We start from the raw sequence: 25,954 nt of genomic DNA, 5'->3' as shown, positions 1-25,954 counted from the left end.
CGCCACCTCAAAGTAAGCCCCCGCCGGAGCCATCCGGCGGGGGTTTTGTTTTTTCAGGCCTTCCGCTTGTGCAGCTTATGCCACAGGAACAGCCCCCCCAGCCCCAGAATGGCCAGGATGATCAGGGCATCGAACCGGTGCAGCCAGGTGCTAAGCGTCGGGTTGGAGTGCCATTCATTGCCCAGCGCCATGCCGACATAGGCCAGGGCAAAGCACCAGGGCCAGGAGCCCAGGAATGTGTAGATATGGAACGGCACCTTCTTCATGCCCACGATCCCGGCGGGGAGCGCAATGAAGGTCCGGATAACGGGCAGCAGCCGGGCGATGAACACGGCGGCATTGCCGAAGCGCGCGAAGAACCGGTCGGCCATGTCCAGGTCTGCCGCATCCAGCAACACATACCGGCCCCAGCGCAGGATGGCCGTGCGCCCCCCGTGCCGCCCCACCAGATAGGCCACTTCCGAACCCAGGTTGCAGCCAATGGCCCCCGCCGTCGCCACCAGGATCAGGTTCATCGATCCGGTAGACACCAGATATCCTGCGAACGGCATGATGATTTCGGATGGCAGCGGGATGCAGGCGGACTCGATCGCCATCAGCAGCGCCACCCCGGCATAGCCCATGGCATCAATCACGGCGATGATGCCGGTGGCCAGGAACTCGATAATGTCGCTCAACATAATGTCTGTCCCTTCGCCGGGGCCGCGTCCACCCACCGGTGGACCGGTCGCGCTTATATACTGCGCTGGTTTATGCTGCCAGGGGTTGCCATCACGCGGCTGCCTTGTACGCGGTTGTATTGGGTGGTCTGACTTCTGCGCCTAACCAGGGGTGGAGTGCCTATACTAATGTATAGCGTGTCGGATCAGAAAATTTGGAAATATTAAGGAAGTTGAGCATTTCAACCAATTCGATTCCAAAGGTTATAACCTTCCGATTTGGTGAATATTCGGTAAGTTCGACGTATGGTTCTGACAGGTCGATGCGCCCACCGCATGATATCTGGAGGAACGCGATGTTGTTCGGAAATAATTCAGACGCCGAAGCAATCATCTCTGCCCTGAGCAAGGCCCAGGGTATGATCGAGTTCTCTCCGACAGGAGAAATCCTGAACGCCAATGACAACTTCCTGAAGGTCATGGGCTATCGTCTGGATGAAATCAAAGGCCGTCACCATTCGATCTTCGTGGATGAGGCGACACGAAACAGCCGCGACTATGGCCAGCTTTGGCAAAGCCTGCGTGAGGGCAAGCCGGGTCAGGTGCAGATGATCCGTCGATTGGCCAAGGGTGGGCGCGAGGTCTGGATCCACGGTTCCTACAATCCCGTTTTTGACCGCCGTGGCCATGTCTGCAAGGTGGTGAAGCTGGCCAGCGATGTGACCGCCGACCGGCAGCGGGCGCTGGATGTCCAGGGGCAGCTGACTGCACTGAACCGGGCGCAGGCCGTGATCAGCTTTTCCATGGATGGCACCATCCTGGATGCCAACGAGAATTTCCTGAAGGCTATGGGCTACCGTCTGGACCAAATCCAGGGCCGCCATCACAGCATGTTCGTCGATCCGCAGGAGGTAGCGACTGAGAGCTATCGCTCACTGTGGGCGGGCCTGCGCGCGGGCCGCTTCAGCCAAGCCGAATATAAACGTCTGGCTGCTGGTGGTCGCGTCATTTATATCCAGGCCACCTACAACCCGATCCTGGATGAGGATGGCAAGCCCGTGAAGGTGGTGAAGTTCGCTACCGACGTGACCGCCGCCGTCGAGGCGCGTCAGCGTAACGAACAGACCCTGTCGGCAGTGCAATCCTACCTGGGTGATATTGTTTCGGCAGTGGAACAGTCCAACAATCAGGCCGAGACCGCGACCCAGGCATCTGAACGCACCTCTGTCAGCGTCGCCGCCATTGCCAGCGGGTCAGAGCAGCTGGACGCCTCCATCCAGGAAATCGCCCGCTCCATGAGCCATTCCAAGTCCGCGACGGAGAAAGCCTTTGAAGAGGCGACCGTGGTCGATGCCGCCACCCAGCGCCTGTTGAACAGTACCCAATCCATGGACGGCATTGTGAAGCTGATCCAGGATATCGCTGGCCGGATCAACATGCTGGCCCTGAACGCCACCATCGAGAGCGCGCGGGCCGGTGAGGCGGGCCGTGGTTTTGCCATCGTGGCAGGCGAGGTGAAGAGCTTGGCCCGGCAGGCCGCCAGCGCCACCGCCAGTATCTCGCAGGAGATCGTCAGCCTTCAGGGTGCCGCCGGTGACGTGGCGGAGAAGATGGACGCCATTCGGGCTGCCATCGACGCCGTTCGCGGCTATGTGGTCGGTACCTGCTCGGCCGTGGAGGAACAGAGTGCTGTGGCCCGTCTGATGAACAGCACGATGCGCGGCGCCTCGGGTGACGTGGAAAAGATCCACCATTCCATGGACGAAATCGCCCATTCCACCCGCGCCGCCAACCAGCGCATCAGCAATGTCCGCGAAGCTCTGCGCCTGATCGCTTGACGCTTGCAATCCCCGATGGCGACCACGAGACGTGGGCCACAGGAATAAGTGATTGGTTTTGTGAGGGAAGGTGGCGGACCCGAATGGATTCGAACCATCGGCCTCTGCCTTCGGAGGCCTGTGCTTTGCGCGGAATGTTAGGCTGTTTGGTGTAAGGGCCGCTGTTTGCCTTGGCGTGTAGGGCGCCAATGTAGGCTTTGCGGCTTGTGGTGCGGTGCAAGTGAACAAACAAGCACTGCCCGTATTTTGGTGCGAACATTGCAGGAACGCTGACGGCATTCCCGCCAGCGTCGCCATCCGATCAATCAAGCACGCTGGCCGTTTCCCGGAGGTGGTCCGGGCTGTATCGGGCATAGATGCGATAGGTCACAGATACGTCGCTGTGCCCCAACAACTGACCGACCTCATCCATTGGGCGGCCAGCCTCCACCATGGCCACCGCTGCGCTGTGCCGCAAAACGTGCGGCGAGACATCCTTCAGGCCGGCAACCCGGCAAGCCCGGTCAAATCCCGTGCGGATCGCCTTCACCCGTCGGGCGCCCCATTCGATGACATAATCGGTCAAGGCCGCAGCCTTCGCTTCGGTGAGTTCGCCGCGCAGCCGGGGGCCGAAAGGCACGATGCCCCGGTTTTTGCGCTTCTTGCCGTCGTCATCCTGGGCAAGCCGGATGATCCCCCGCTCAAAATCCACCTGGCTCCATTGCAGACCAAGGATCGCCTCCTTGCGCGCCGCCGTGGCCCACAGAAGCCGGATTGCCAGCTTCACATGCGGGGCATCGGCGGCTGCAATCAGTTTATCCACCTCCGCGCGGGTCAGCACGCGGTCGCGGGGTGGCGGCATGGGTGGCAGTTCCACCACCGCCGGCGTGGCTTTGTTGTGCCATCTCAGCGCCGCACGCAGGGTGCCCAGCTCCTTCCGAATGGTGCCATCCTGCCGCCCCCCCTGCCGGCGCTGGGCTGCATAATCCCGGCATAGCTGGCGGGTGACATGCTCGGGCCGCAGGTGGCCGAAAAACGGCTTCAACGGCTTCCACGCATCACGGAGCCGTGCTGGGCTGGTCGCGGTTTCGTCTTTGTCCGCAAGGTACAGATCAACGATGTCAGCGACCGTTTCGGCTGGCTTGCGCAGGGCCGCCTTGAAGTCGATCAGGGCGCGTTCGGCGCGCTCACGACTTTCGGTGCTGGCGATCCGGAGGGACCGGCGGACGGTCCCACCTTCTTCGACCCAAGCTGCGCACCAGTATCCCCGATATTTGACAAGCCGCATTCTTCGATCCTCTGAACGGATTCCGCGCTGATGCGGACCAACTTCCCCAGCCGGAAGGCCGGCAGTTGGCCGCGATTAATCATGTCGCGGATGTGCCGGGGACTGCATTCCCAGCGTTCCGCCAATGTGTCGGGCGTGAAAGGTTTAGACATTCTCAACCTCCTATTCTGCTGCCACCGCCGAACGGCGGGCGTCCAAGGGGTGCCGGGCGTTGGCCAGGGCCAGCAGCTTGGCCGGCCGTTTGGGCACTGAGTTGCCAATCAGCCTCATTGCTTCTGTCTTGGTCAGGGGCCGTGTGATTGTTACAACCTGCCCGTCAGCGCCGATGACGGGCCGCCCGTCGGCATCCAGCTTTGCCAGTGTGATGGATTCCGGCATCGTCAGTTCGTGGGCGGCTGCCGCCTCATGCGGCTTCAACATGCGCATGCCGATATCGGCGACAATCCATGTCGAACCGTCAATCGCCACGGTAACCACATCGCCGCCAGACCAGACGCCATGGGCGCGCAGGAAATCGGCGACTTGTTTGGCTCGGGCCAACTGATCCGGCGTCAGAAAGGGATAGGTCAGGCTGGCACCCGTGACGCCGAACCGGTCCACGGTCGAAAGCGTGTTCAGCCCATCCGCACAGCCCTGGTGCTGTCCGCCTGTTCCGTAATATTCGGTCAGAAAAGCGGCGCTGAGCCCGACATGGTCGCCGCCCTTGTTACCGCCAGCGGTGAGGGTGCGCAGGCAGCCTGCTGGACTGGTCGGGACGCCGGTCCCTCGCTGGTGGATCAGAAAGGCCCCCGCAACATTCTGCTGCGTACCGAGTGTTGTCAGGGTACTGGTGCCGTCATCGGGGCTATGCCCAATCACGCCTGTATTGTGCTGCACCATCCAGGCCGCTGTGACGGCGTGATGGTCAGTCGCGGTCTGCGTTCCGACGGCGTCATGAACGGGCTGTGCGTAGGACGCGCCGCGATGTTCCGTCAGGCATGCGGCCACCACCCCAAAGCGCGTTGCCCCCGCCATCAGGGTGTCGATGCCGTCCAGGGGGTGTTGCCCAAAACTGTTCTCGTTGAACTTGGTCAGGTGCGCCGCGACGAGACAACGATCCTCCTTGGTGGTGGAGGTGTTGAGCGGCCCATGAACATCAATGGGCGGGATCTGGACGGAGCGACCGCCCGCACCGATCACGGTTGCCGCGACCAGGCCAAATCGGTTCTCCGTTGTGAGTGTGGCTAGGCTGTCGGCAGGATCCGTTCCGCGGGCCTCGTTGGGATGACGCTCACCATGGTAGCGGGTGAGATGCGCGACCAGGAGGCCATGGCTGCTGCCGGAAGCCGTCGTGGTTCCCAGGGCGTCGCGCAAGCTGGTGGTGCCAGCGCCCCATCGCTGCGCCCGGCCGGGCTTGCCTTCCCCATGAGCCGACTGAATGACGGAGGCCGCCATCAAGGCCAACTCACCACCCTTTACGCCGGCGGTGATGGTCGGCGCGGGCTGCTGCCCATCATGGACGCGGTCGCCGCTGGTCGTGTGTGTGGTGGGTACCAGCGCCCCACCACACAGGGCCATTCCGCCCCTATTGCCAGCCACGGTCGGCACCGGCGCATCAATGCCATAGGGCGGGCGGGTGCCGGCATGATTGGTGTGGACAAGGAACGGTTCCGCTGATTGCAGCACAAACCGCTTCATCCCCACCGCAATCCGCTTCTGCGTTGCCGGCTGGAGGGACTTCTTGCGCCCGAAGATGCTGGGCAGCGGCAGCGACCAATCAATGATGCTGGCGGCGCTGGCATGGGGCAGAAGGCGCCCCTCCCGCACCCCCGCGCTGTGCCGGTGAGCGTGGGTCTGCGTTGGCCAGACAATCGGCAAGCCATCCAACTGCCCAACGCCGAACAATCGCTTTCGCGTCGTGGGCACGCCAAAATCAGCACAGACAATGTCGCGATCCTGCCAGTCCACGCCCAGGGCCTGCATGTGCGCCAGCCACGCCCGCCAGTGCCTTCCAACATGGCGCGGATCGCGGATCAACTGCTGCTGTTCGCGCGGCACCCGTTCGCCCTTTGCGGCCACCGTGCCGTCCAGTTTCAGCACGCGGCCCGTTGTCTTGTCGCGCTTGGCGATCAGCGGTCCCCAGCCCCGGATTTCGCGGACATTCTCCAGCATGACCGTAGACGGCCCGCGACCGTGCCGGCGCAGCACGCCCACCCAGCGGCAGACCTGCCAGGGCATCGACCGCACGCGGGGCGAACGCGGGGCGCCGCCCTTGGCAACGCTGTGATCCCGACAGTCAGGTGATGCCCATAGAATGTTCACCGCCCTGCCGCCCGTGGCGTCCAGCGGGCAGACCTCATAGATATCGGCCTGCAAGTGCTTTGTGTGCGGGTTCAGGGCCTTGTGCGCGGCGATGGCGACACCGTCGTGATTGACGGCTACATGGACGGGGAATCCCGCCTCTTCCAGGCCCTGACAGGCCCCGCCCATGCCGGCAAACAGCACGACGTTGATTTCACCGTCCAGGGGCCAGGGCTTCGCGAGGGATTGACCGGCCGGGATTCCGGTGATGGCGCGGCGAATGCGCCGGGTGCGCGGGCCACGCGGGGCGACCGGCAGATCGGCAAACAGGCTGTCAGGCATTGTCGGCCTCCGTATCATCACCAGCCCAGCCATGAGGCATCTGGAAGCCGGCGGCGTGGCGGTGGCCGCCACCGCCGTAGCGCTTGGCGATTGCGGACACGTCCAGGCCATCGGCGGTGGAGCGCAGCGAGAACACCCGATGGGTGGGCGTATCCCAATAGCAGGCGGCAAATGGTTCGCCCTGCGCCATCAGGTTTCCGGCATCGCTGGTCAGGGTATAGGGCAGGTTTGCGACCCAGACTTCATGGCCCCCAATGGTCATGCGCCGCCGGAAAGCCGCGACCAGTTCGGCTACATCCTTGTGGTGCTTCTTTTCGATTGCCCCGCCGCCACGGATGCCGATCTGAATGTCGAATGCCAGCGTGGTTGCCAATTCATTCCACGTCTCAAAATCGTACTTGTGGGCGAAAATATAGGCGTTGACCTCCCGGCTACCCGGCAGATTGAACCGCCATAGGTCACGGTCGCCCACATAATTCACCAGCGTGAAGCGGCTTTTCTGCGGGTGAAAGAAATCCCAGGCGATCTGGGCGCCGGACCTGTCCATGTCGAACAGGGCACGGACGGTGCCGCTATCGCCGGTCACCAGTGACTGCTGAATGTCCTGAAGGTGAGCATCCCAGCCGGACCTGACCGGCGACTGATACCCGACGAGATCGGCCTGCGCGGTCTGGTGATGATCCAGGATCAGGACGGAGCGGGCGCTGCTGGCCAGCATGCGAATGGTATCCGCCGGATAGCTGAAATCCACCATGATTACGTCACGGCCAGTGACGTCGGGCGGCAACTGGCCATAGACGCCAGGGTGGAAGTCCGCATCACCAAGGGCGAGCCAGACCGCCCATGCAGCGGTGAAGCCGTCGGCACAATTGGCGTGATAGATGCAAAGGGGCTTGGTCATTTTGGTCACTCCCCGTCATGCTCAATGGTGGTTTTGGGATCATCAGCCGGGCCGCCCAGGAACATGAACGGGCTGTTGGTTTCGGTGATGGCCTGCGCCACCATGGACAGAGGCATGTTGAAAACGGCTGCCGCCTCGCCGATGGTGACCCCAACGCGGCCCTGACAGACGGCCCAGACCTGAATGGCCTTCCAAAGCAGGGAATAACCGGGGCCGCCCGCGCCATCGACGTCCCACCCGTCGGGCTCTGGCCCCAAGGTCAGGAAGGGCATTGCGCCGGGTGATTTCCATCTGGCGCCGGATGTCGCATCTTTTGCGTCCAGTTGCTCCATCAGCCAGACGCAGAGGTCGGCATGATCGGGCCAAGTCATCACCCTGCCGGTGGCCGCCTGCCACCGGGCGATGGCCCGCATGTCCGCGCGCCACCGCAGCATGAAACCCGCCGCCATCTCCGCCATGTCCTTGTAGATTGCTGGCGGATCGGAATCCTCCGGCAGGGGCGTTCCGGCATCGGCGGCATTCTGTTCGGCGTTGGTTGGCACGGGCAAAGCGTCGCTGACCTGGGCGATGATCATAGTCAGCAGAGCCTGGTGTTCTTGCGGTGTCGCGCCGGCGGCGTCGCGGCACACGCTGCGGATGGCGGCCAGGGTGCGGAACATCTCCATGGAGCCGGCCCAGAGCTTGGCCATGCTATCGGCCTCTGGCATGTCTTCCCGCACCTCCCCACAAACGGGGAAATAGGGGTGCGGGCCGCCCCGGATTATCCGCCCCTCCGCCACCATCATGGTGCGATGCGTGTTGGCCAGTGTGGTGGCCCATTTCTGGATGTTGGCGGTATTGATATCGGTCTTCATGGTTCACTCCGCAGCGGCGCTGGGCGCCTGCATCAGGTCGAAAAGGGTGGGGATGGCCATGTCCGCTTCTGCGGCGGCGCAGTAGCGGACGGCGTCGCGGAAATAGCCCTCGTTCAGTTCGCAGCCCCAGCCGCGCCGGCCCTGCAGGATGGCGCGCGCTGGCACGGTGCCGATGCCGGCGAAGGGATCGGCCACCAGCTCGCCCTTCATGCTGTGCTTCAGGATCAGCCGATCAACAATGTCGATCTGAAACGGACACACATGCTTTTCCCGCCCGTCCAGCGACTGTTCGGCGTTCAGGGTTCGCATGCGCGTGATGTCGGTCCAGACATCGGGGCATTTCGAGGCCGGGGCCAGCGCCATGAAGGTTTTGGGCAGGCTGCCGCGCGGGTCGCCACCGTCGCGGGCCGCGACCCGCTCCCCGATCTCCACATGCGCGCCGTGGTCATAGATGTGTTTTTCGGTCGCGGTGCGGAAGGCGCGCGGCAGCATGTCCGTGCGTAGTTCGGCCAGCTCGTCGGCGGTCAGGATCCTGTCGCCCGATGACGGCCAGTAGGCATGGGCCACCACCTGCCACCGCGCCAGACTATATTCATCCGCGGTGTGGGAAACCGGCTGATCGGCATAACCCTTGGATTTGTCGGTCTGGGGCTTGCGGAACAGCAGCACATATTCAGGCATGCCAGCACCCATTTTGGTGCTGTCCTTCAGCATTTCCCCATAGGTCAGGCGATAGGTCTGGTTGTTCTCCCGCACCACATCGGTCGTAACCGTGATGCGCGACATGAACTGCCAGCCATGGCGGCGAAAATGGGCCACGGTTTCATCGCTAAACGGTTCGATTGTCGGCACACCTTGGCCCGTGACGGCGCCGAACAGGATCCTGTCCTTGACATGGATGCAGGCCATGCGCCCCGGCTTCAGCGCCCGCATCAAGTGCGGAGTCAGATGATCCATCTGCCGCCAGAACGCATCATTGTCATCGTTGTGGCCGAAATCATGGTAGGAGGCGCAATATTCGTACTGCGTGCCAAACGGGATGCTGGTGACAATCAGGTCCAGGCTGTTTTCCGGCAGGTTGGCGAATTCCAGCACACTGTCATTATTCACCATGGTCCAGCCCTGGCCAGACACTTCCTGTCGCGGGACGCCCATAGCGCGGGTGATGATGGGGGTGTCCAGCGATCCCAGGCCGCGTTCCCGGATCATCTCCGACATGCGCGCCGTCAAATGATCGTGGTCCTTCCATTTCCGTTGCAGGTCGCGCACCACCAGTTCTTCCGTCTCCGCATAGATCACATCAATGCGCACGGGCCGCGTCTGCCCGAACCGCCACAGGCGGTGGATTGACTGGATGAAGTCGTGAAACTTTAACCCGACCCCGGCATAGATGGCCCAGGCGCAATGCGGCTGGATATTGGTGCCGGCCCCGAACATCGACGGCTTCAGGCCGATGCGCGCCAGCCGTCCCTCCGCGAAATCGACAATCGTCGCCTCGCGCTGTTCCAGCGGTGACGCGCCCGACAGGGTGGCAATGCGCGGAATGGCTTTCTCCAGCGCGCGCCGCTCATCCTCCAGATCGTGCCACACCACCACATGCTCGCCGGGGTTTTCGTCGATCAGGGCCGCCACCTTGGCGATGCGAGCGTCCAGGCTCAGCCGCTTTTCGCGAGCGGCATCGACCACGCCAAGGGCGGCGTCGCGCAGCAGCATGCCCTGGCCCCGGTCATCGGTGGTGGTGCCGGCCGTCAGATCGACCTGGACCGCATGCCAATGCACCTCCATCGGTGGCAGGGCATAGCCATCGTCACTGAAACCCAGGTCGCTGGGCTGTTGCAGGAAGACGGCCCAAGAGTGCAGCCATTCCCAGAACTCCGCCTCCTTGTGCGGGTACAGGGTCAGGTCGCCGGCCTTCTCGCTGTTGCGCTGGAAAAACCGGGTGAGGGCCTGCCCGCTATCCATGATGCCCAGGAAGGCGCCGTAATGGATCAGTTCCTTGTAGCGGTTGGGCGAGGGCACGGCCGTGGCCACGAACCGGTACGGCACCCCCGCGAACAAAGGCAGGAAGGTTTGATAGGTATCCGACCCGAAATCACGCAGCACCGCCGCTTCATCGAGGCTGACGGCCACAAACCGGTTCACATCAATCTTGCCCAGTCGCACCGCCTCATAATGGGTCAGGAACAGGCGGGGGCCGTCGCCGGCGGCGTCGATGTCGGCATCATCGCGCACCACGCACAGGTCAATGCCCAGCAAGGCGGCATCGCGGCGGAATTCCTGCCGCACGCCCAAGGGGGCGACGATCAGGCCCCGGCCATTGGTGCGGTCGGTGATGATGCGCAGGATGGCCAATTGCTGGACGCTCTTGCCCAGCCCGAACTTCTCAAACAGCGCCCGCCGGCCACCGCGCACGGCCCAGGCGATGCAGGCGCGCTGATGCTCCTTCAGGGGGCGGCCATCGGTCAAATGGGTGGGCACATCGTCCAGGGTGCAGGGCAGGCCCAGCACTGGAGCCGGCGGTACCTTGGCACAGAGGAATTCTTCATAGGGGGTCATGATGCCCTCCGATAATCGACGATGCTGCGCAGGACGGGCGTATAGGTCAGGACCATGACCTCAATGTCCGCGTCGCGCTTCGAGGCGCCAGGGCCGTTGATGTGGTTCCAGAGATCGGCGAAGGCGCCCTGCGGATGAGCCCAGTCCCTGCCGTCGGGTTCGCGCGGCGCCCAGTGCCAGTAATACTGGCCATCGCCATGAAGGATGGGGCACATGCCCTCCGCCTTGGCGTCATCCTCGTCAATATCGCCCAGCCGTTGGCGACGGATGCTCAGCCCCTCCAGCACCACCCGGCAGGCCTTTTCTGGCATGTGGATTGACGGACGCCATTGATGGCCGCGCACATCGGCGGGCAGGTCGCGGCACCGATCAGTGGCCCGGTACCGGACATCGCAGGGAAAGCCCCTGGTCGGCAGATAATCGCCGAAGCGCAGCAACTGAAAGCATTCCCGTTGCCAGCCGATGATGGGCCTACCGTCCGCCTGGGCACGCTCTGCCGCCAGCAGCAGGTCGTTCGGCTTCCGGCGCGTCTGTGTCTTGCCGCCCTGTTGGCCATTGATGGCGCGCAGGTTGGCCATCACCATCAGGTCATCAAAGGGCAGGCCCAGAAAATAGGGGGCGGGGTGGGTCATGCCGCACCTTCCTGGGCGTAGCGGCCCTTTTCCATGGCCGCAGCCAACCGGCCATACTTGCTGGCTTGATTCTGATATAACTTCTGGAGATCGCGCAGCGCGCGGCGAAGACTGGTGTTTGTGGCCTCCCCTTCCCAGGGGGCTTTGGCGCCGTGGCCGGACGACTTGACCTGGTAGCTCGTGCCGCTAGCCCCTTGCGTTCTGACGACCTGCAACGTCGACAGCCGATTGAAGCCGCTGGACTGCGTGCCGGTTGCCCTTTGCACCGTCGGCGCGTATCGCGACCGATGCAGAACCCAGTTGTAGCCAGGCATCACCAGGGTCAGTTCCCGTCGGAAATCGGCGCTGGTCATGCCGCACCACCCGCGCGGATAATTTCCCGCGCTGCCAGAAGTATTTTGCTGGGGGTGCTGAGGTCGCGGGTGAGAGCGGCACCATAGGTGCAACAATCGTCGTCTACCAATCGCTGGTAGTCTGTAAAAAAGTCACGGACAAGGCTGTCCAGCGCCTCCCATGCGGATTCCTCGCTCCATTCCGGCTCTTCACCGCCGGACATGCAGCCGACCATGACTGTTCCCTTCCGGGCGAAGGATGGCGGGTGCATGTAAATCCAGCCGCGCCCGTCAGCTGCCCGCCGCTTGATCGTGTTCTCGAAGACGTAATCTCCGTGAACCGACCGACCACGATCCCAATGCTTGCGATCCATGATCAGGATGCCGATATAGGCGTCTTCCTTGCGGGCCCGGAACTGTTCCCGTCTGTCACCCAGCAGCGGCAACAGCGGCGCGGCTCTGGCTGAGAGCTTTTTCAGGATGCGGAGGTTCATGACAGCACCTCACTGCCCTGGACGCGCCCGGTCGCGTGTCTCTCGTCATCCTCATCGACAAGCAATTTGGCGGCTTCGGCCTTGTTGTGGCATGCCGGGCAAATGCTTACATGCGGCGACGCGCCCTGGACATATTGCTGCCTGATTTCCACACAGATCAGATGTTCTCGGCAGAAGTACCCTTCGCAGGAATAGTCGTTTTCGCCGTGATCGCCGCCGCAGGCGTGCGCCATGCCGCGATGAATGGCGGCGGAGCATCCAGGGTGATCACAAGTGGCCGAAAAATTGTAGCCAATCGGACGCCCGTTGCTGTCGTTTCCGCAGTCACCGTACCCCATCATGCACCACCCTGCGCCGCGCGCCGGTCAAAGAGTTGCGCCAGTTCCAGCAGGCCCGGCAGGCAGTTGGGCGTGCGGGGGACGACCTGCCGGGCCATGCGGCGTTCGTCCAGTTGCCGGCCGGTCCAGGCGGCCAGCTTTGAGGCGATGCGGGCGGGGTCGCGCAGGATGTTCTCAAAGGTCAGGATCAGCGGCTGCTGCCCGCAGATGCGGTGCAGGCGGGTGATGCACATGGCGCGGTCGTCCGTGTAGGATTTCGCCAACTGCGCACGCAGGGCGCGCTGATGCTGCCGGTTACCGGGCGGGAAACTGTTGGTCGCTGCCATGAATTTGCAGGCGCTACGGGCCTGTTGGTCCGGGTTGCGGTCCAGCCACAGAGCGCGGTAGCCGGTGCCGCGTTTGGGCAGGTCGAAATCATGGCGCGACGTGGCATCCAGGATCTTGACGGCCACACCATCCATGGCCGTTGTCGGTGGCTGTCGCAACATGGTCGCCACCGTTTCAATGCCCGGTGCCTCGAAATCCGGCCAATCGCCGACACAGTGAATTCCGCCCGCATGCAGCATCTGCATCACCATGCTGGAACCGCAGCGACCAAAGCCGCAGATGAGATAGGTGGGGTGGGTCATGACCGTTCCGCCTCCGCGTCTTCTGCGGCGTCGAAGGCCTTGGCCTTCGCGATCTCACGGACGATGCGCTTGTCATCAATGCTGACCCCGCCGGGGGACGCCACGCCGATCTCAATGGCCAAGGCCTGAAGCGCGCTGATATCCTTGTGAAGGTCTTCCAGCCATTCGCCCCGATTGCGGTCGCCATCCCAGCTGATGCAGGACGCATAGGTAGAAAGCTCGTACCCAGCCTTGGCCAGGGCGCGGAGCCGGTCATTCTCCGCAATCAGGGCATTGATGGCGGTTGCGATGTCGTCGCGGGCTACGCCAGCAGAGGCGACCATGCCCTTGACCTGCGCCAGGCGAAGCCAAAAGGTCAGGAATTCTGTGGGGGTTTGGCCCTCGACCTTGATGGTGGTGGTCATGGCGTCGGTCATGCCGCACCCTCCAGGGCGGGCGCGGGTGCCGCCTCCACATTCTCATAGGGCAAAACGATGCCGTGAACGCCGGGGCCGTCCGTGACGTGGCCCAAGCCCTCGCAGCACAGCAGCAAGGTGCCGGTTTCCCGCATCACGCGGACAATAGTGCCAACGGCCCCCGCGTCCGGGCCAGACTTGACCTGTGCCCGTTGGCCGACGCGCAGGTCGGTTTTGATGTCGTTGGCAATGACCCAGCCGACAACAGCCGCACGGTGAACCATATCAAGTTGGCCGCCAGCAATGCCCAGGACATCGACCAGATCGGCGTTGGGCTGGATGCCCCACTCATCCTCCAGGCCGCGGGCCAGCTGATAGCCGTCAGCGCCGGCCAGCATCAGGCCGGCAAGGCTGTCGGCGTCATCGTCATGTTCTTCGCGGGTTTTGCCCATCCATTCATAGATGCGCGGCAGGATTTTCCGGGCCGCAGCCATGCGGATAGGCAGATCGGTTACGCGGGGGCGGGGCGGTATTACGCTCATCCGACCAATCCTTTCAGGGTGTTGCGGACCGCGACCGGCAGCTTTGACGTCAGCTCCAGGGCCTGCGGGATGGTGAGGGAATAGACGTCGGGGTCATCCTGCGGCGGGCGATCCTCTGCCCAGACCTCCAGCTTGATCCGGCCATCGGGGAGGGCGGTTACATGCACGCCGGTTCCTAGCGGATCGACCTTGCGGATGTTCATGCCCAGCCCTCCTCTGCCTGACACGCAGCCATGCAGGCGGCCACGTCAGTCTTGAATTGCTGATCGGTGTGATAGTCGGTGACCCGCGAAACGGTCGGGCTGGTGCGGACCAGCTTCATTGCGCCCGCGATAAGCCCGCCGCTGTCATCAATGTCGCAATCAAAGGTCCAGCCCAGGGCCTCCATGCGATCCTTTACGGTCAGGGGTAGGGTCATGCCGCACCTGCCTTCGGGAACTGATCCCAGGTGCGGCCATCCAGCAGGCGACCGGCGGCTTTCTTGCCGACGTTGCGGAATGCAACCAGCTTGTCTCCATGGAAACCGCAGCCGCCGGCTAGATTGAGATAGCGAGTAGCGCCGCGCCCCATCTGCCCATCCGTCTGGGGACACTTCCGCCAGTCGGGATCATCGACATCGCGGTCGTAGTAAGCCTGCCACTCACCCCACTGCTTAAAGAAGAACGGCATCCCGGCGGCCTCGCACTGATCCCGCAGGGACCGTGCCCACGCTGGATGCATGGGCCGGGCACCGGTGCCGCTTTCGCCGCCGCAGATCGCCCAATCCAGGCCCGCAATCTCATTGTCGCAGCCGGCGGCGTGACAGGCTGGGCAATACACGTCACTGTCGCCCTGACCGCAATCAACATCTGTGCCGCACAGTTCGGACGAACCGATCCAGCCGCAGGACCGGCATTGTGTCATGTACCAATGTGGCGCGATGAATTCAGTGCCGTCAGGTTTTCTGGCCTTCCGGCCACCTGCTATCCACCGCTTCATATCCAACGACCCCAACAGCGGCTCACAGGACAGAAACCGCACCGCCGCCGGCGCCCGCAGCAGGTGCGGGATGCGGCGGTCGGCCTCCGTCTGGTTCTCGACCGTGGCGCCCAGCCAGACGTTGGGCCAGCCATCACCCCAATCGGCGGGCAGCATCCCCGAGATGTTCTGCGGCCGCTTGGTCAGCAGCAGCCAGTCCAGGTGCGGCGTGGCGCGGATCAGCGCCCACAGATCGATCCGCCACTGGTCCGGCACCTGGTTATCGAACACGTCCGCCAATGAGGCGCAAAAGACGCGCTTGCGGATGCCCAACTTGGCGGCCTTGCGGTTCCAGGCCAGCGGTTGTTTCCAGGTGCTGTCAGCGGCGCGCGCACGCTGGCTGAAATCGCCGGACAGGCGGCCCTCCACCAGCGTCTTGGCATAGCAATGGTCGCAAGCCGGACTGATCGCCGTGCAGCCGCGCCAGGGGTTAAAGGTGTAGTCGGTCCATTCGATCTTGCTGTCTGCACCCATCACAGCCCCTCCCGCAGAGCGGTTTCGCATAGGGTCGCCATGTCGGCGTTGCGCTGGGCCTTCGCCGGGTCCGGCTTGGCCGCGTGCAGTGCCTCGTACTCACGGAAGCGCTCGGCGGCGGCGTTGAGGGCGCGGCGCATGGTGGCGGTGCGGTCGGCGATGCCGCGCACCAGATCGGCAGCCTGGAACCACAGGGACCAGGGATTGTCAGTGCCGGCCAGCGGGCAATCCATGCCGGTTTCGTCCAGCCCATGGCGGAACGGTTCCTGCCAGCGGGTCACATGCAGGCGCTGATCACAGCAATGGCACTGCATCACATCGCCATCGATGGCGAAGCAATTGACCAGGGCGATCATGGCGGCGCCACCCTGGCCCGCGTTCATTGCCCCGCGCAGGGCGCGGTAATGATCCTGCACCTGGGTGCGCAGGCGGGTGGCGCGGCGGTGTTTGGCTTTGGGGATCAGCATCATCGCGCCCTCACACCCGCATCGGCATCTGGACGCAGATGTCGGTGCTGTCTGGCACCGTAAAAATCTGCGGACATTCCGCTTCGGTAAAGCGCCAGATCAGGCTGTCGCCGCCGAAAATGTCGATGACATCGCGCAGATAGTCGGCGTTGAGGCCGATTCCCGGCAGGGGGGGGTGATCACCCTGTTCCTGCATCGACACATGCGCGGTGACGCTGCCATCTTCACTCCGTGTGCCCGTGGAGATGGCCAGCCGACCTGCATCCACACCAGCGATCCGCACGGCCGGGCTTGTGTTGCTGGGGATAGGGGCGGCAGCCAGCCGCAAGGCGCGCAGCAGATCGCCGGCCGGCAGGGTCAGGGTGCGGGTCACCCCCTGCGGGATGACGCGCAGATAATCCGGGAAGGTGCCATCAATGGTCCTGGTGATGATCTCCGTTCCGTCGGCCAGCCGCACCACCAGGGCGGCGGGGCCCTCACGTTTGGTCGGCGGCACCGCGCACAGGGCCGTCTGCTGCCCCGCCAGCATCAGCAGGATCAAGGTCACGGCCTTGCGCGGCACGATGATGCCATCCTTCGGCAAGGGCAGGTCACTCGCAAAGCCAGTGACCATCAGGCGATGGCCATCGGTCGATACCGCCGTGACGCGCGGCGTGCCGTCCCGGTCAGCGGGGTGCAGATAGACGCCGTTCAGGTAATAGCGGTGACTGTCGCGGGCGGCGCAGGGGGCGCAGCGCGACAGCGCGCCGGCCATCGCCGCCGCATCAATCTCCACCGGCTCCACCGGTCCCCGCAGATCATTATCAAGCAGCGGGAAATCATCGACCGACAGGCACATCAGGTTCTTGGCGTGCATGGCGGCGGCGGGGCAATCGACAAGCCAGGTATCGCCGTGCAGGGTCAGGGTGACATCGGCCAGCCGGGGCAGCGACATCAGCAGGCGATCCAGGATCCAGGGATCAAGCGTGCCCTCAAACGCCGCCGGCACATCGGCCCGCACCGTGCGGCGCAGCTGCATATCCATGTCAGTGGCGATCATGTCCAGATGCGCGGGCCGCTCGCCCCGTGCGGGCACCCCGCGCACCAGGATGTGGGACAGGATGGGCAGGGTGCTCCGCCGCTCCGCCACTTTACGCAGGAACGACAATGCCGCACGCAGCGCCCCGGCCTGCACAGTGGCCGTGAGCGGGACCTGTGCGGGTTTTGCGAGGTCGGGGGCAAGGGTGAGGGCGTCGGGCATCTTGGTATCCTCAGCGCGGGTCGGCGGCAGGCGCCGGAGCGGGATTGGTGGCCAGATCAAACAGGGCGCGGGCAAACTGGGTCAGGGCCTGGGATCGCATGCGGGTGGGGCCAACGACGCTGTCTCCCAGGTCGTGGCCAAACCAGATCACGCCAGGACGGCCATAGATGACCCAGTCGCGGATATGACGCGCCCCACCAACACGGCCGCGCGGCTGTCCGCGCAGATCGGCGACGATAAGGTCGATGCCGGGCAGCGTCAGGCGCACGGCCGGTTCGGCCATGCTGACCGAGAGGCCGTTGCGGATCAGTGCCAGGGTGGGGCGCTGCATTACGGCCACCGGTTCAGTTCGGCGCCACGCGCGAACATGTCGACCAGGGCGATACCGTCACCGGCCAGCCGTTGCGAGATCATGAAGCTGGATGGGCAGCGGTTGCACACCGCCATGTCCCCCGGCACGACCGCGCCACGCTGCGTCTGCTGATGCTGATATAGGTCCAGAATGAAATCCATGGCGCCCTCAGCTTTCCAGCAGCAAAGGCAGGGCGATCAGGACGGTGGCGAAAAAGCCCGTCATCCAGAACGCTTCCCAGGCCATGACCAGATATTGATTGCGGTGCATCTGCCCCTCCGGAAGAAGGTCCCTGGCAGCCTGTCGCCCGCCGGGGGAGTTTTGGGGGAGGAAACGCGCGTGCCCGAAGGCCCCAGCGCGGGCGGGATCAGTCGTCGCTATCGACTTCAACGAGCATGAAATCTTCAGGTGCCTCAGTGTCGATTTCGACTGAGGTGCCGGCCACCTGCATCTGAAACAGGGTGCGAAGGAAGCCGCGGATACCGCTGCCGAAGAAGATGGCTTTGGAAACGTCGATCCCCTCGACGTTCAGGCCATACATGCGACCGTCTTCATGGACGGCAAAGCGAGCAACTGATTCTTCGCAACTGTCCCTAACGAGGGATCGGGCGCCGTATTTGTTGTTAAAGCCGAAAGTGAGCCAACGGGCCCCATATTGCGAAGGGCGAAGTTCAATCGCAGCGTTGCCAAGATGGGCATTGTCGCGGGCCCATTCGCCGAACTGCTTCGCCAGATCCGACAGCCGGATGTGGGCGGGAGGCTTCTCGCCTAAAAGTTCCGTCAGTGCATCTTCAATAGCGGCGCGGCCATCCTTGTCCAGACGCTCATGCAGCACTTGCCGGCAAACATTCAGGACCATCTGGTTGTAACCGTCCAAACCAAGGGAGCCAGGACCGATCCGCAGACTGCCGGCAATCTCCGCCTTCAAGGCCTCGCCGAACTTGCCGTATGAGGCAAATGAACTCTCCACCACCGACTTGATGGTCTTGACCATCTGTTCGCGAATAATTCTTTCGATGTCGCCGCTTGCCTGGATGCTGGCTACAGCCGCCGCGACTGCCTCGCCAAAATCGACGCTGGTCATTGGGGGCCGAGAAGTGTCGCTCATGCCGCACCGCCTGCGCCAACAGCGCGGAGCTGATCAACCGGCGTGCGGGCCGGGACCGGTGCGGCGGCAGGAGCCGGCGCTGCACCGCGCGGGATCAGGCAGGTGATGCTGCCATCTTCATGCTGCTGACGCAGCAGGCACGGATCGACAGGCGGCGGCGCAGTGCAGGCCGATGCGGCCATCAGGGCAGCCATCGGCAGGAGGGGCAGCCGACGCCGCCCCGTGTTGTTCGGGTTCATGTCTTGATCTCCCTGGGGCAGCCACCCGGGTGGCCGACACGACAGGGGCTGCGTGTCGGCCTGCCCAGGGAGGCGGGCATCACCCAACGCATCCGGGGCGGCGCCTAGGGGCGTTGTAGCCGGTGTCGATCAGGTGACGGGGGGAGAATGATAGGAAACTTCCTATCAGTCAAGCGGAAAAATCCTATTTCACTTTGAGGCAATACCAAGCGTTGCCGCCTCGCAAACGGCAGGCGGAAAATCTATCCAATCAATGACGACAACCCGGCGTGCGGCCAGAAAGCGATTACGTCCAGTGCCACTTCCCAATGACGCGGCCACTGATTTGCACTTCTTCCGCCAGGCATTCATAGGCCTGGAACTGGCTGTTGCGGCTGATCAGCCGGGCCATGGGCGGGTTGGAGTAGGGGATCATTTCGACCCGCTTGATCACCAACCCGAAACCATCCCACAGCACAAACACGCCGGCGGGGGAGGGCAGTTTGTCTGCCGTGTCCACAAGGACGCGTTCGCCGGGCATGAAGTCGGGCGCCATGCTGTCGCCCTTCACGGTGATGATCTTCAGGCTTCCCGTGGTTGAAGCGGTCTGATTCCGCAGGACCGCAGGCGGAATGCGCCAATGGTCGATCACGGCCTCTATGTCGGATTCGACAAGCGCGCCCGGCCCTGCTGACGCTCTGATATCCAGCTCTGATATTGCATCATTGAATTCTGGCGCCTGCGCGGCGGCGGGCGGATCACGGTCATCGCCGCCATCGCCCCACTTTTCGGCTGCGGCCTTCACTGAAGCATCACCAGATCTAAACAACGCCTCATCGACAGCGAAGAATTTAGCCAGGGCCTCGCGGACATCTTCCGGCAGATGCCTGGGCGAACCCCGCTTAATGTACTGCTGAAGATAGGAATGGCTCTTACCGACAGCCTTCGACACGTTTGCCATGTCGCTTTCGCTGTCAGCGATAAGCCGAAGGATATTGAGGCGTGGCTGATCGAGTTCCATGGCGCATCTTCCCGATGCCTGTAGGAAAAATCCAATAGGAAGTATCCTCTTGCAAAAGAGGAATGTTCCTATTATCTTCCCCGCATGAGCACCGGCAACGATCCCATACTCAGCGAGATTGAGCGCTTCATGGCAGATCGCGGGATGACCGCGACCGCCTTTGGCACGTCTTCTGTGAATGACCCGCGGCTGGTCTTTGACCTGCGGGATGGGCGCGAGTTGCGTCGCTCCACCCGAGTGCGGGTCGAAACGTTCATGCAGGGCAAGGTCGAGGCCGCGGTCCACACCGGCGCGCCCTGACCCATCCAATCCCGCAATTTCTTTCCGGTTTCGGGGGTGTCGCTATGCCTGAACAGTCTGAGTCCGCCTTCCGCGCCCCGGACCTCCGGCCCTTCATCGGCAATATCATCAGGGGATTTACCTTCGAAGATACGCGCCGGCTGGAAGCCAAAGACGCGGCTCTGCGCCAAGAGCGCCAGCAACGTTCCTGCGCCCATGGCCGCACCTGTCGCATGCCGCCTGAGCAGCGTTGCGCCGGGCCGGAATGCGCGCTGGTGATGGTGGAGTAGGGCTGCATCGGTCTGTCCGCCACGTCCGGGTTTCTGTGTTTCCGTTATGACGCCGCCCGCGTCATCCGACAAATCCAACCGATTGGGGAAATTTGGACATGGCCGTCCACCGCAAACCCGGCAGCATTGAGGATCACCTGGACAAGGCGCTGCACGTCTTGTCTGACGCCGACCTGGAATCGGTTGGCATGCTGCGCAACACCCTTGCCAAGCAGAGCAACCCCAATCAGGCGGCCCGCCTGACGCTGGAGGATGCGGCCAAGCTGGACGCGCTGCTTTCGGCGCGGGGATATCCCGCCGTCTTTGTCTCGCATGCCAAGGCGCAGGTTGAGGCGATCCTGTCAGGCCTTCGCCGCGAGACAGCCCCCATACCCCTCGACCGTCGCATGCTGCACCTGTGCGCGGAGGTCGGCGACCTGACGGGCGCCGTGACGCGCGCCATGGAGGATGGCCGGCTAGAGTTGCATGAGCGGCGCAACATCGCACGGGAGGCGCAGGAGGTGATCGACCGCGCCGTCGCCCTTCGCGATGCGGTGGAGCCGCCGGCCCAGGGCGACGTCGTTTCCATCGAGCTTGTGAAGGCGGGGTGAGAGATGGACATCCCCCTTCACATCGCCATTCGCCGCGATCTGGCCTGCGCCGCGCTGCGCAGTGGGGCCATCCTTCCGTCCGGCAGCGCCGTTGAGCAATTGGACATGCTGGCGCGCTGGGTTCTGGCCGTTGCCATGGATGCGCCCGCCGCCGCACCCGTTGAGAATGTCCGGGAAAGGCGGCGCGCCCATAAGGGCCCGCCACGGCCCATTCAGCCCGGCACCAAGACCGAAGAAGCGAGAGCCTATTTCCAAGGGCTGCTTGACCGGGGGGAGCCCTTGCAGGGCAATCCGGTCGTAGCCCGCGCCCTGGGTTTCTCCGACCCTGATACGGATGCCGCCGGCCGCCGCGCCTCAAAGCTGTTGAGCCGCATTGCCAGCGTCGAAGGCTGGACCCTTCGGCACCGCGGCTGTTCCGCCTCTGGCACCTTTGGTCGCCAGATCGTGGATGCGCAGGGCCGAGAAACCCCGTGGTGTGATCAAGTGATTGCACCGCTTCCCAGCGCCGGCGAGGTACCGGCCAGCGCGATCCAGACCCGAAATGACGATGGCGGTTTGGTGGAGGCTGGATTGAATTCCGCGCCCGCGCGCATGCCGGAGGACAATCATGTGACCCAACAGGCCGATACCGGACACGCCCCGGACGTGGCCGGCGCACCCATCGGTGTCGCGCCGGCCCAGGGGGGGGTATGGCCCGGTGGTGTTGTGCGCGACGGGCCCCGGCATCTGGATCATTGCGCCACGCTGGCCGTGGAGATTGTCGAGGCGGGCGAGGTAATGCCGGGCCTGCATGGCTGTCTGGCCTGGCTGAAGGCGCGGTACAACGGATCCTGGTCTGCCTGCGGCGACGTTGCCTCCATCTCCGGCTGTTTCACCATGTTGAAGCGGCTGGGCTTCTGCACCATCACTCCACGGCCCGAATATCCGATCCTGCGCGGTCAGCCCCCGGTGCGGCAGGTCACGCTGTGGGATGGGCGCACCAGCGCCCTGCCGCCGCTGCCCGAGCCGAAGCCGCCGGCCCGGCCCGTCACCGAGAATATGGCGGCCTCCAATGCGCGCCGGGCGGAAGAGGCGGCGATCGTCGATCCCGCCGGCACGCGCCGCAAGGACAAGCTGGCCGCCATCCTGCTGCGCTGTGTCGAGGAGCAGACGCCCGTGCCCAGCAATGTCGAGATCGGGCAGGCGCTCAACATGCATCCCTGCAACACGCCGGACGTCCTGAAGGTCCTGCGGGAGGATGGCTGGGGCCGCATGGAGCATGTCGGCAAGGTCGGGAACATGCGCCGCCAGTTCATCATGGCCGATGGCAGGTCCACGCCCTGGTCGCAGGGGCCAATCCGCAAGGGGAAGGAAGTGCCAGCGCCCAAGGCGGCAGCACCCAAGGTGGCGCCTGTCGTCGCGGCGAAGCCCGCACCGATTCCGGCAGCCCCGAAGGCGATCACCAGGACCGAGCCGCCGGCGATTGCCAAAGGTGCGATCAATCCCCGCCCCAACATGAATACCGGCATCTACGAGCGCCGCCCGTCCCCGGCCGCCAAGACGCCCACAGCCCGCGATGTCAGTCCGGAGTTGCGGGCCGAGATTGAGCGCCGCGTGGCGGCAGGACAGATCACCCGCGCCGACAAGCCCGGCTATGCCGCCCCCACGGACAGCACCGCCGCCGGCATCCCCGTCTACAGCAGCGCCGGCACCGGTCGCCGCCCCAGCTATTGAGGATCGCACTATGAGCGATGCAGCAACCAGTCAGGATGTGGGCGGCATTGCCGCTGACCGTCTCCGGTCCTTTGTGGAGCGTATTGAGCGCCTGGAGGAGGAGAAGAAGGGTATCCAGGACGATATCAAAGACATTTATGCCGAGGCCAAGGGTACCGGGTTTGACACCAAGGTCATGCGCCAGATCATCCGCATCCGCGCGATGGAAAAGGAAGACCGGCAGGAAATGGACAGCCTGCTGGAGCTGTACAAGGCCGCGCTGGGGATCGAATGACCATGGGCGCGGATAAGGACAGCCTCACCATTCTGGGCAAGCTGCGGCGCGCGCGGGCAGAAGCCGGGCGCAGCCAGAAAGAAGTTGCGGCCCTGATCGGCGTATCGGAGCGCACGGTGCATTCATGGGAAAGCGCTCATACCGCGCCCGATCTGGAGCAGCTGTGTCGCTGGGCCCGTGTGCTGGACCTTTGTGCTGTTTTGTCGCCGGTTGAACCTGCCAAGGCTGGGGGTCAAGCCACATGAAGCCCCAGCCATCGACCCTGGCCCGCAACGCCGCCGCGCTGATCCAGCAGATGCAGCGCGAGGCCGCGAATACGATCCGCCGTGCGGGCCGCGCGCCGCGTCCGCGCCGGGCACCGGAGCAGGATCTGCAAAAGGCCGTGGCCGAGTTCCTGACCCTGGTGCTGACCGATCCGCGCACCTTCTGGACGGCGTTTCCGGCCGGCGGTGGCGGCAAGGCGCGTGGGGGCCAACTCAAGGCCATGGGCCTGAAAGCTGGGGTGCCGGACATCCTGGTGATCGACCGCGCCCGTGTCCTTTGGATCGAGCTGAAGACCGACGCCGATGACGAAGCCGGTACGAAGCGGGGGCAGCTGAGCCAGGCGCAGAAAGTCACGCAGGAAGCGCTGCGCGTGGCCGGCTGCTGGGTGGCTACCTGCCGTTCCGTGGCCGAGGTTGAGAATGTGTTGCGGTCCTTCAAGGTGCCGATGACGGGGAGGGTTATGGGATGACGCACGACGCACAGGTATCCCGACGCGCATTTCTTGGCGGGGCCGCTTCTGTTGCAGCGATGGCCTTTATCCCTGCGCCGCCTGCGCCCGCTGCCGTGCCGGTGGTGGAGGTCGCGCCAGCCGTGGCAACGGCGAAACCCATGTTCGGCTTCTCAACGCATGGGGGCGTCTGGGAGATCGACTTTCCGACGCGCGATGCCGCGCTCAAAGCCGCCCGCGAATATCACGGCGACGACGACAGCTTTGAGGTCGGCGAGGTAAGGCGCATTCGCATGCACGTTCATGGCGAGTTGAACGAAGCGGCGGCTGATGCCCTGATCAACGGCGGCGAGGTGTTCGACCACCTGACGGCATACTTGGCCGACTGCAATCAAGACGCCGACTTTGAGGGGGAACTGTCCGAGGCATTTACCCGGGCCTGGATTGCTGATCATGAGGATATGGACGCGCAGTGCCGCGCCGCGATCTCAGCGGCGATTGTCCGTGCTGGCGACCCCATTCTTGCCACCCAGGTGGCGGTGAGTGACCCGCGCAAGCACGATCTGTCCGACGAGATTTTCGAGGCCCTTGCCTCCGACGACACTCTGCAGGCCGACCTGCACCGCATCATCACTGCTTGGGTCGACAAGCACGACCTCTGGGAAGCTGGGCACGCACTCAGCACGTCGAACGTGGAGAAGCACTTCGCCATCATGCCCGCACCCGAGGTGCCGGCATGACCGCCGCACCTGTCACCGCCGCCGACATAAGGGCCGCAATCCGTCGCACCTATCCCGAAAGCGAGTATGCCCTGGGTTGGGAGGTGGCGGCCGCCACCGGCCATAATGCCCGCCGCCATCTGGACTGCGTCTGCATGAGCCTGTGGCCGTCGCGGGGCCTGACCCTGCATGGTCTGGAAATCAAGGTGTCGCGGGCCGACTGGCGTCGCGAGTTGAAAGAGCCGGCAAAGGCAGAGGAACTGGCGCGGTATCTGGACCTGTTCAGCATCGTCGCACCCGCCGGCGTGGTGCCGGTTGATGAATTGCCGACGGCATGGGGCCTGATTGAACTGAAGGGTGACAAGCTGTTCACCCGCAAGCAGCCCATGCAAACCCCGGCAGCACCGCTGGATCGCACTTTCATGGCGGCCATGGTGCGCGCCGCTGCACGGCCCATGGACAAGGACAGCCTTGCCAGCCTGTTGAACAAGGCCCGCCAGGATGCACAGGAAGCGGAGCGCGCCAATACCGAGCGGGCGGTTCAGGCGGCCAGAAGCGAAGCGGGTTACGAACTGCGCGAGTGGCGACAGATCAAGCAGAAGCTGCAGGCCATCCATCCCGACCTAACATTCTTCAGCAATGAAGATGTGGTTCGGGCCGTCGCCGTGGTTCTGCGGTCGGGCGTTACCCGCACCTATGACGGGCTGGCCCGGCTTTCGCAACAGTTGACGGGCATGAATGCCGATATTCAGGCGGCCCTGACGGCGTTTGCGCCCGCGGCCCAAGGCGCGGCCCAGGGTGCGGCGACCGATGCGGGAGAGGCCGCATGACCCATCCCCTCCACCCAATGACGCTGGGCGGATATCGCGTAATCCTGGCGGACCCGCCCTGGAGCTTTGACACCTATTCCGACAAGGGGCAGGGCAAGAGCGCCAGCCAGCATTATGGCTGCATGACCATGGACGATATCAAGGCGCTGCCCGTGGCCGATCTGGCGCACCGGGATGGGGCCATCCTGATCCTGTGGTGTACCTGGCCGCTGGTGGCCATCGGCGCGCATGTCGATCTGGTGCGTGCCTGGGGGTTTGAGCCGTCCAGCGGAGGGTCCTGGGCCAAGATCACGGTTGAGGGCCTGCCCTGCTTTGGCACGGGCTATGTGGCCCGCGACGCCTGTGAGCCGTTCATCATCGCCAAGCGGGGGCGGATGCCGCTGGGATGGCGCAGGACCGAACGCAACCTGATCCTGGCCCAGCGCCGCGAGCATAGCCGCAAGACGGAAGAAATGCGCCAGATGCTGGACCGCGCCCTTCCGGGCACGGCCAAGGCCGATCTGTTCAGCCGGGAAGGCCGTCCGGGCTGGGACTGCTGGGGCGCTGAGGCCGGGAAGTTTGATGGGGTGGCGGCATGACCCGGCCGATTGC

The 25,954-nt window shown here is 64.0% G+C and carries 34 protein-coding genes; 11 read left to right on the top strand and 23 right to left on the bottom strand.

The annotated features are described in order from the left end of the window. Positions 1-53 precede the first annotated feature (53 nt). The gene (locus C0V82_RS16365; RefSeq protein WP_102113555.1) at positions 54-680 is read right to left on the bottom strand and encodes a DedA family protein; all 627 of its coding nucleotides are present in this window, start codon (positions 678-680) and stop codon (positions 54-56) included. 335 nt (positions 681-1,015) lie between these two features. Here C0V82_RS16365 and C0V82_RS16360 point away from each other — a divergent pair, with 335 nt between their 5' ends. Beyond that, on the top strand, positions 1,016-2,497 hold the full coding sequence (locus C0V82_RS16360; RefSeq protein ID WP_158659987.1) for a methyl-accepting chemotaxis protein: 1,482 nt from the start codon (positions 1,016-1,018) through the stop codon (positions 2,495-2,497). Between the two features lie 301 nt (positions 2,498-2,798). On the opposite strand, the gene C0V82_RS16355 is transcribed toward C0V82_RS16360, so the two are convergent. The 22 genes from C0V82_RS16355 to C0V82_RS16245 form a co-directional block, all read right to left on the bottom strand. Continuing rightward, complete coding sequence (locus tag C0V82_RS16355) at positions 2,799-3,764, bottom strand: tyrosine-type recombinase/integrase (protein ID WP_102113553.1); 966 nt, start codon at positions 3,762-3,764, stop codon at positions 2,799-2,801. Positions 3,765-3,926: 162 nt separating this feature from the next. Further along, positions 3,927-6,386, bottom strand: a complete 2,460-nt coding sequence (locus C0V82_RS16345) for a DNA cytosine methyltransferase (protein ID WP_102113551.1) — start codon at positions 6,384-6,386, stop codon at positions 3,927-3,929. Then, positions 6,379-7,287, bottom strand: coding sequence for a DHHA1 domain-containing protein (locus C0V82_RS16340; protein WP_102114347.1), 909 nt, complete (start codon positions 7,285-7,287; stop codon positions 6,379-6,381). The genes C0V82_RS16345 and C0V82_RS16340 overlap by 8 nt, the downstream gene beginning before the upstream one ends. Before the next feature lie 5 nt (positions 7,288-7,292). Beyond that, positions 7,293-8,141 carry a hypothetical protein gene (locus C0V82_RS16335; RefSeq protein ID WP_102113550.1) on the bottom strand — a complete coding sequence of 283 codons (849 nt, stop codon included), beginning with the start codon at positions 8,139-8,141 and terminating at the stop codon, positions 7,293-7,295. A 3-nt stretch (positions 8,142-8,144) separates the two neighbouring features. After that, on the bottom strand, positions 8,145-10,697 hold the full coding sequence (locus C0V82_RS16330) for a DNA methyltransferase (protein ID WP_102113549.1): 2,553 nt from the start codon (positions 10,695-10,697) through the stop codon (positions 8,145-8,147). Beyond that, entirely contained in the window at positions 10,694-11,329 is a 636-nt protein-coding gene (locus tag C0V82_RS16325) for a hypothetical protein (RefSeq protein WP_102113548.1), read from the bottom strand. The genes C0V82_RS16330 and C0V82_RS16325 overlap by 4 nt, the downstream gene beginning before the upstream one ends. Beyond that, positions 11,326-11,682 carry a hypothetical protein gene (locus tag C0V82_RS16320; RefSeq protein ID WP_102113547.1) on the bottom strand — a complete coding sequence of 119 codons (357 nt, stop codon included), beginning with the start codon at positions 11,680-11,682 and terminating at the stop codon, positions 11,326-11,328. Before C0V82_RS16320 ends, C0V82_RS16325 begins: the two co-directional genes overlap by 4 nt. Then, the gene (locus C0V82_RS16315; protein WP_102113546.1) at positions 11,679-12,155 is read right to left on the bottom strand and encodes a hypothetical protein; all 477 of its coding nucleotides are present in this window, start codon (positions 12,153-12,155) and stop codon (positions 11,679-11,681) included. Before C0V82_RS16315 ends, C0V82_RS16320 begins: the two co-directional genes overlap by 4 nt. Then, complete coding sequence (locus C0V82_RS16310; RefSeq protein ID WP_158659985.1) at positions 12,152-12,496, bottom strand: hypothetical protein; 345 nt, start codon at positions 12,494-12,496, stop codon at positions 12,152-12,154. The genes C0V82_RS16315 and C0V82_RS16310 overlap by 4 nt, the downstream gene beginning before the upstream one ends. After that, the gene (locus C0V82_RS16305) at positions 12,493-13,122 is read right to left on the bottom strand and encodes a hypothetical protein (protein ID WP_102113544.1); all 630 of its coding nucleotides are present in this window, start codon (positions 13,120-13,122) and stop codon (positions 12,493-12,495) included. Before C0V82_RS16305 ends, C0V82_RS16310 begins: the two co-directional genes overlap by 4 nt. Next, positions 13,119-13,538, bottom strand: a complete 420-nt coding sequence (locus C0V82_RS16300) for a hypothetical protein (RefSeq protein ID WP_102113543.1) — start codon at positions 13,536-13,538, stop codon at positions 13,119-13,121. The genes C0V82_RS16305 and C0V82_RS16300 overlap by 4 nt, the downstream gene beginning before the upstream one ends. After that, positions 13,535-14,059, bottom strand: a complete 525-nt coding sequence (locus C0V82_RS16295) for a KOW motif-containing protein (protein WP_102113542.1) — start codon at positions 14,057-14,059, stop codon at positions 13,535-13,537. Before C0V82_RS16295 ends, C0V82_RS16300 begins: the two co-directional genes overlap by 4 nt. Further along, positions 14,056-14,262, bottom strand: a complete 207-nt coding sequence (locus tag C0V82_RS16290) for a hypothetical protein (protein WP_102113541.1) — start codon at positions 14,260-14,262, stop codon at positions 14,056-14,058. The genes C0V82_RS16295 and C0V82_RS16290 overlap by 4 nt, the downstream gene beginning before the upstream one ends. After that, positions 14,259-14,477: a hypothetical protein gene (locus tag C0V82_RS16285; RefSeq protein ID WP_102113540.1), complete on the bottom strand. Its 219-nt coding sequence runs from the start codon at positions 14,475-14,477 to the stop codon at positions 14,259-14,261. Before C0V82_RS16285 ends, C0V82_RS16290 begins: the two co-directional genes overlap by 4 nt. Continuing rightward, entirely contained in the window at positions 14,474-15,550 is a 1,077-nt protein-coding gene (locus C0V82_RS16280) for a phage Gp37/Gp68 family protein (RefSeq protein ID WP_102113539.1), read from the bottom strand. The genes C0V82_RS16285 and C0V82_RS16280 overlap by 4 nt, the downstream gene beginning before the upstream one ends. Continuing rightward, positions 15,550-16,020: a hypothetical protein gene (locus C0V82_RS16275; protein WP_102113538.1), complete on the bottom strand. Its 471-nt coding sequence runs from the start codon at positions 16,018-16,020 to the stop codon at positions 15,550-15,552. Before C0V82_RS16275 ends, C0V82_RS16280 begins: the two co-directional genes overlap by 1 nt. Positions 16,021-16,027: 7 nt before the next feature. Next, the gene (locus C0V82_RS16270; protein WP_102113537.1) at positions 16,028-17,257 is read right to left on the bottom strand and encodes a DNA polymerase III subunit beta; all 1,230 of its coding nucleotides are present in this window, start codon (positions 17,255-17,257) and stop codon (positions 16,028-16,030) included. Positions 17,258-17,267: 10 nt separating this feature from the next. Beyond that, entirely contained in the window at positions 17,268-17,588 is a 321-nt protein-coding gene (locus C0V82_RS16265; RefSeq protein WP_102113536.1) for a hypothetical protein, read from the bottom strand. Next, positions 17,588-17,770, bottom strand: coding sequence for a hypothetical protein (locus C0V82_RS16260; RefSeq protein ID WP_102113535.1), 183 nt, complete (start codon positions 17,768-17,770; stop codon positions 17,588-17,590). The genes C0V82_RS16265 and C0V82_RS16260 overlap by 1 nt, the downstream gene beginning before the upstream one ends. 206 nt (positions 17,771-17,976) lie before the next feature. After that, positions 17,977-18,717 carry a hypothetical protein gene (locus C0V82_RS16255; protein ID WP_158659984.1) on the bottom strand — a complete coding sequence of 247 codons (741 nt, stop codon included), beginning with the start codon at positions 18,715-18,717 and terminating at the stop codon, positions 17,977-17,979. Further along, a complete protein-coding gene (locus C0V82_RS16250; RefSeq protein WP_102113533.1) occupies positions 18,714-18,956 on the bottom strand; it encodes a hypothetical protein in 243 nt (80 codons plus the stop codon). The genes C0V82_RS16255 and C0V82_RS16250 overlap by 4 nt, the downstream gene beginning before the upstream one ends. A 286-nt stretch (positions 18,957-19,242) precedes the next feature. Further along, on the bottom strand, positions 19,243-19,956 hold the full coding sequence (locus C0V82_RS16245) for a S24 family peptidase (protein ID WP_102113532.1): 714 nt from the start codon (positions 19,954-19,956) through the stop codon (positions 19,243-19,245). A gap of 84 nt (positions 19,957-20,040) precedes the next feature. On the opposite strand from C0V82_RS16245, the gene C0V82_RS16240 reads away from it, so the two are divergent. The 10 genes from C0V82_RS16240 to C0V82_RS16195 all read left to right on the top strand — a co-directional run bounded on the left by C0V82_RS16240 (position 20,041) and on the right by C0V82_RS16195 (position 25,941). Beyond that, positions 20,041-20,256, top strand: coding sequence for a hypothetical protein (locus C0V82_RS16240; protein ID WP_102113531.1), 216 nt, complete (start codon positions 20,041-20,043; stop codon positions 20,254-20,256). A 44-nt stretch (positions 20,257-20,300) separates the two neighbouring features. Continuing rightward, positions 20,301-20,525, top strand: a complete 225-nt coding sequence (locus C0V82_RS16235) for a hypothetical protein (protein WP_102113530.1) — start codon at positions 20,301-20,303, stop codon at positions 20,523-20,525. Positions 20,526-20,623: 98 nt separating this feature from the next. Then, entirely contained in the window at positions 20,624-21,115 is a 492-nt protein-coding gene (locus C0V82_RS16230) for a phage regulatory CII family protein (protein WP_102113529.1), read from the top strand. Between the two features lie 3 nt (positions 21,116-21,118). Beyond that, positions 21,119-22,828 carry a hypothetical protein gene (locus tag C0V82_RS16225; protein WP_102113528.1) on the top strand — a complete coding sequence of 570 codons (1,710 nt, stop codon included), beginning with the start codon at positions 21,119-21,121 and terminating at the stop codon, positions 22,826-22,828. Positions 22,829-22,838: 10 nt separating this feature from the next. Beyond that, positions 22,839-23,102 (top strand): DUF2312 domain-containing protein, encoded by a 264-nt coding sequence (locus C0V82_RS16220; RefSeq protein ID WP_102113527.1) that lies wholly within the window; start codon positions 22,839-22,841, stop codon positions 23,100-23,102. 2 nt (positions 23,103-23,104) lie between these two features. Continuing rightward, the gene (locus tag C0V82_RS16215) at positions 23,105-23,347 is read left to right on the top strand and encodes a helix-turn-helix transcriptional regulator (RefSeq protein ID WP_158659983.1); all 243 of its coding nucleotides are present in this window, start codon (positions 23,105-23,107) and stop codon (positions 23,345-23,347) included. Continuing rightward, on the top strand, positions 23,344-23,835 hold the full coding sequence (locus C0V82_RS16210) for a VRR-NUC domain-containing protein (RefSeq protein WP_102113525.1): 492 nt from the start codon (positions 23,344-23,346) through the stop codon (positions 23,833-23,835). The genes C0V82_RS16215 and C0V82_RS16210 overlap by 4 nt, the downstream gene beginning before the upstream one ends. Beyond that, a complete protein-coding gene (locus C0V82_RS16205) occupies positions 23,832-24,554 on the top strand; it encodes a hypothetical protein (RefSeq protein ID WP_102113524.1) in 723 nt (240 codons plus the stop codon). Before C0V82_RS16210 ends, C0V82_RS16205 begins: the two co-directional genes overlap by 4 nt. After that, on the top strand, positions 24,551-25,363 hold the full coding sequence (locus tag C0V82_RS16200) for a hypothetical protein (RefSeq protein WP_102113523.1): 813 nt from the start codon (positions 24,551-24,553) through the stop codon (positions 25,361-25,363). The genes C0V82_RS16205 and C0V82_RS16200 overlap by 4 nt, the downstream gene beginning before the upstream one ends. After that, complete coding sequence (locus tag C0V82_RS16195) at positions 25,360-25,941, top strand: MT-A70 family methyltransferase (protein WP_102113522.1); 582 nt, start codon at positions 25,360-25,362, stop codon at positions 25,939-25,941. Before C0V82_RS16200 ends, C0V82_RS16195 begins: the two co-directional genes overlap by 4 nt. The last annotated feature ends 13 nt before the right edge of the window (positions 25,942-25,954 follow it).

The organism is Niveispirillum cyanobacteriorum (assembly GCF_002868735.1).
GTDB lineage: Bacteria > Pseudomonadota > Alphaproteobacteria > Azospirillales > Azospirillaceae > Niveispirillum > Niveispirillum cyanobacteriorum.
This window is presented reverse-complemented; position numbering and strand designations above follow the sequence as displayed.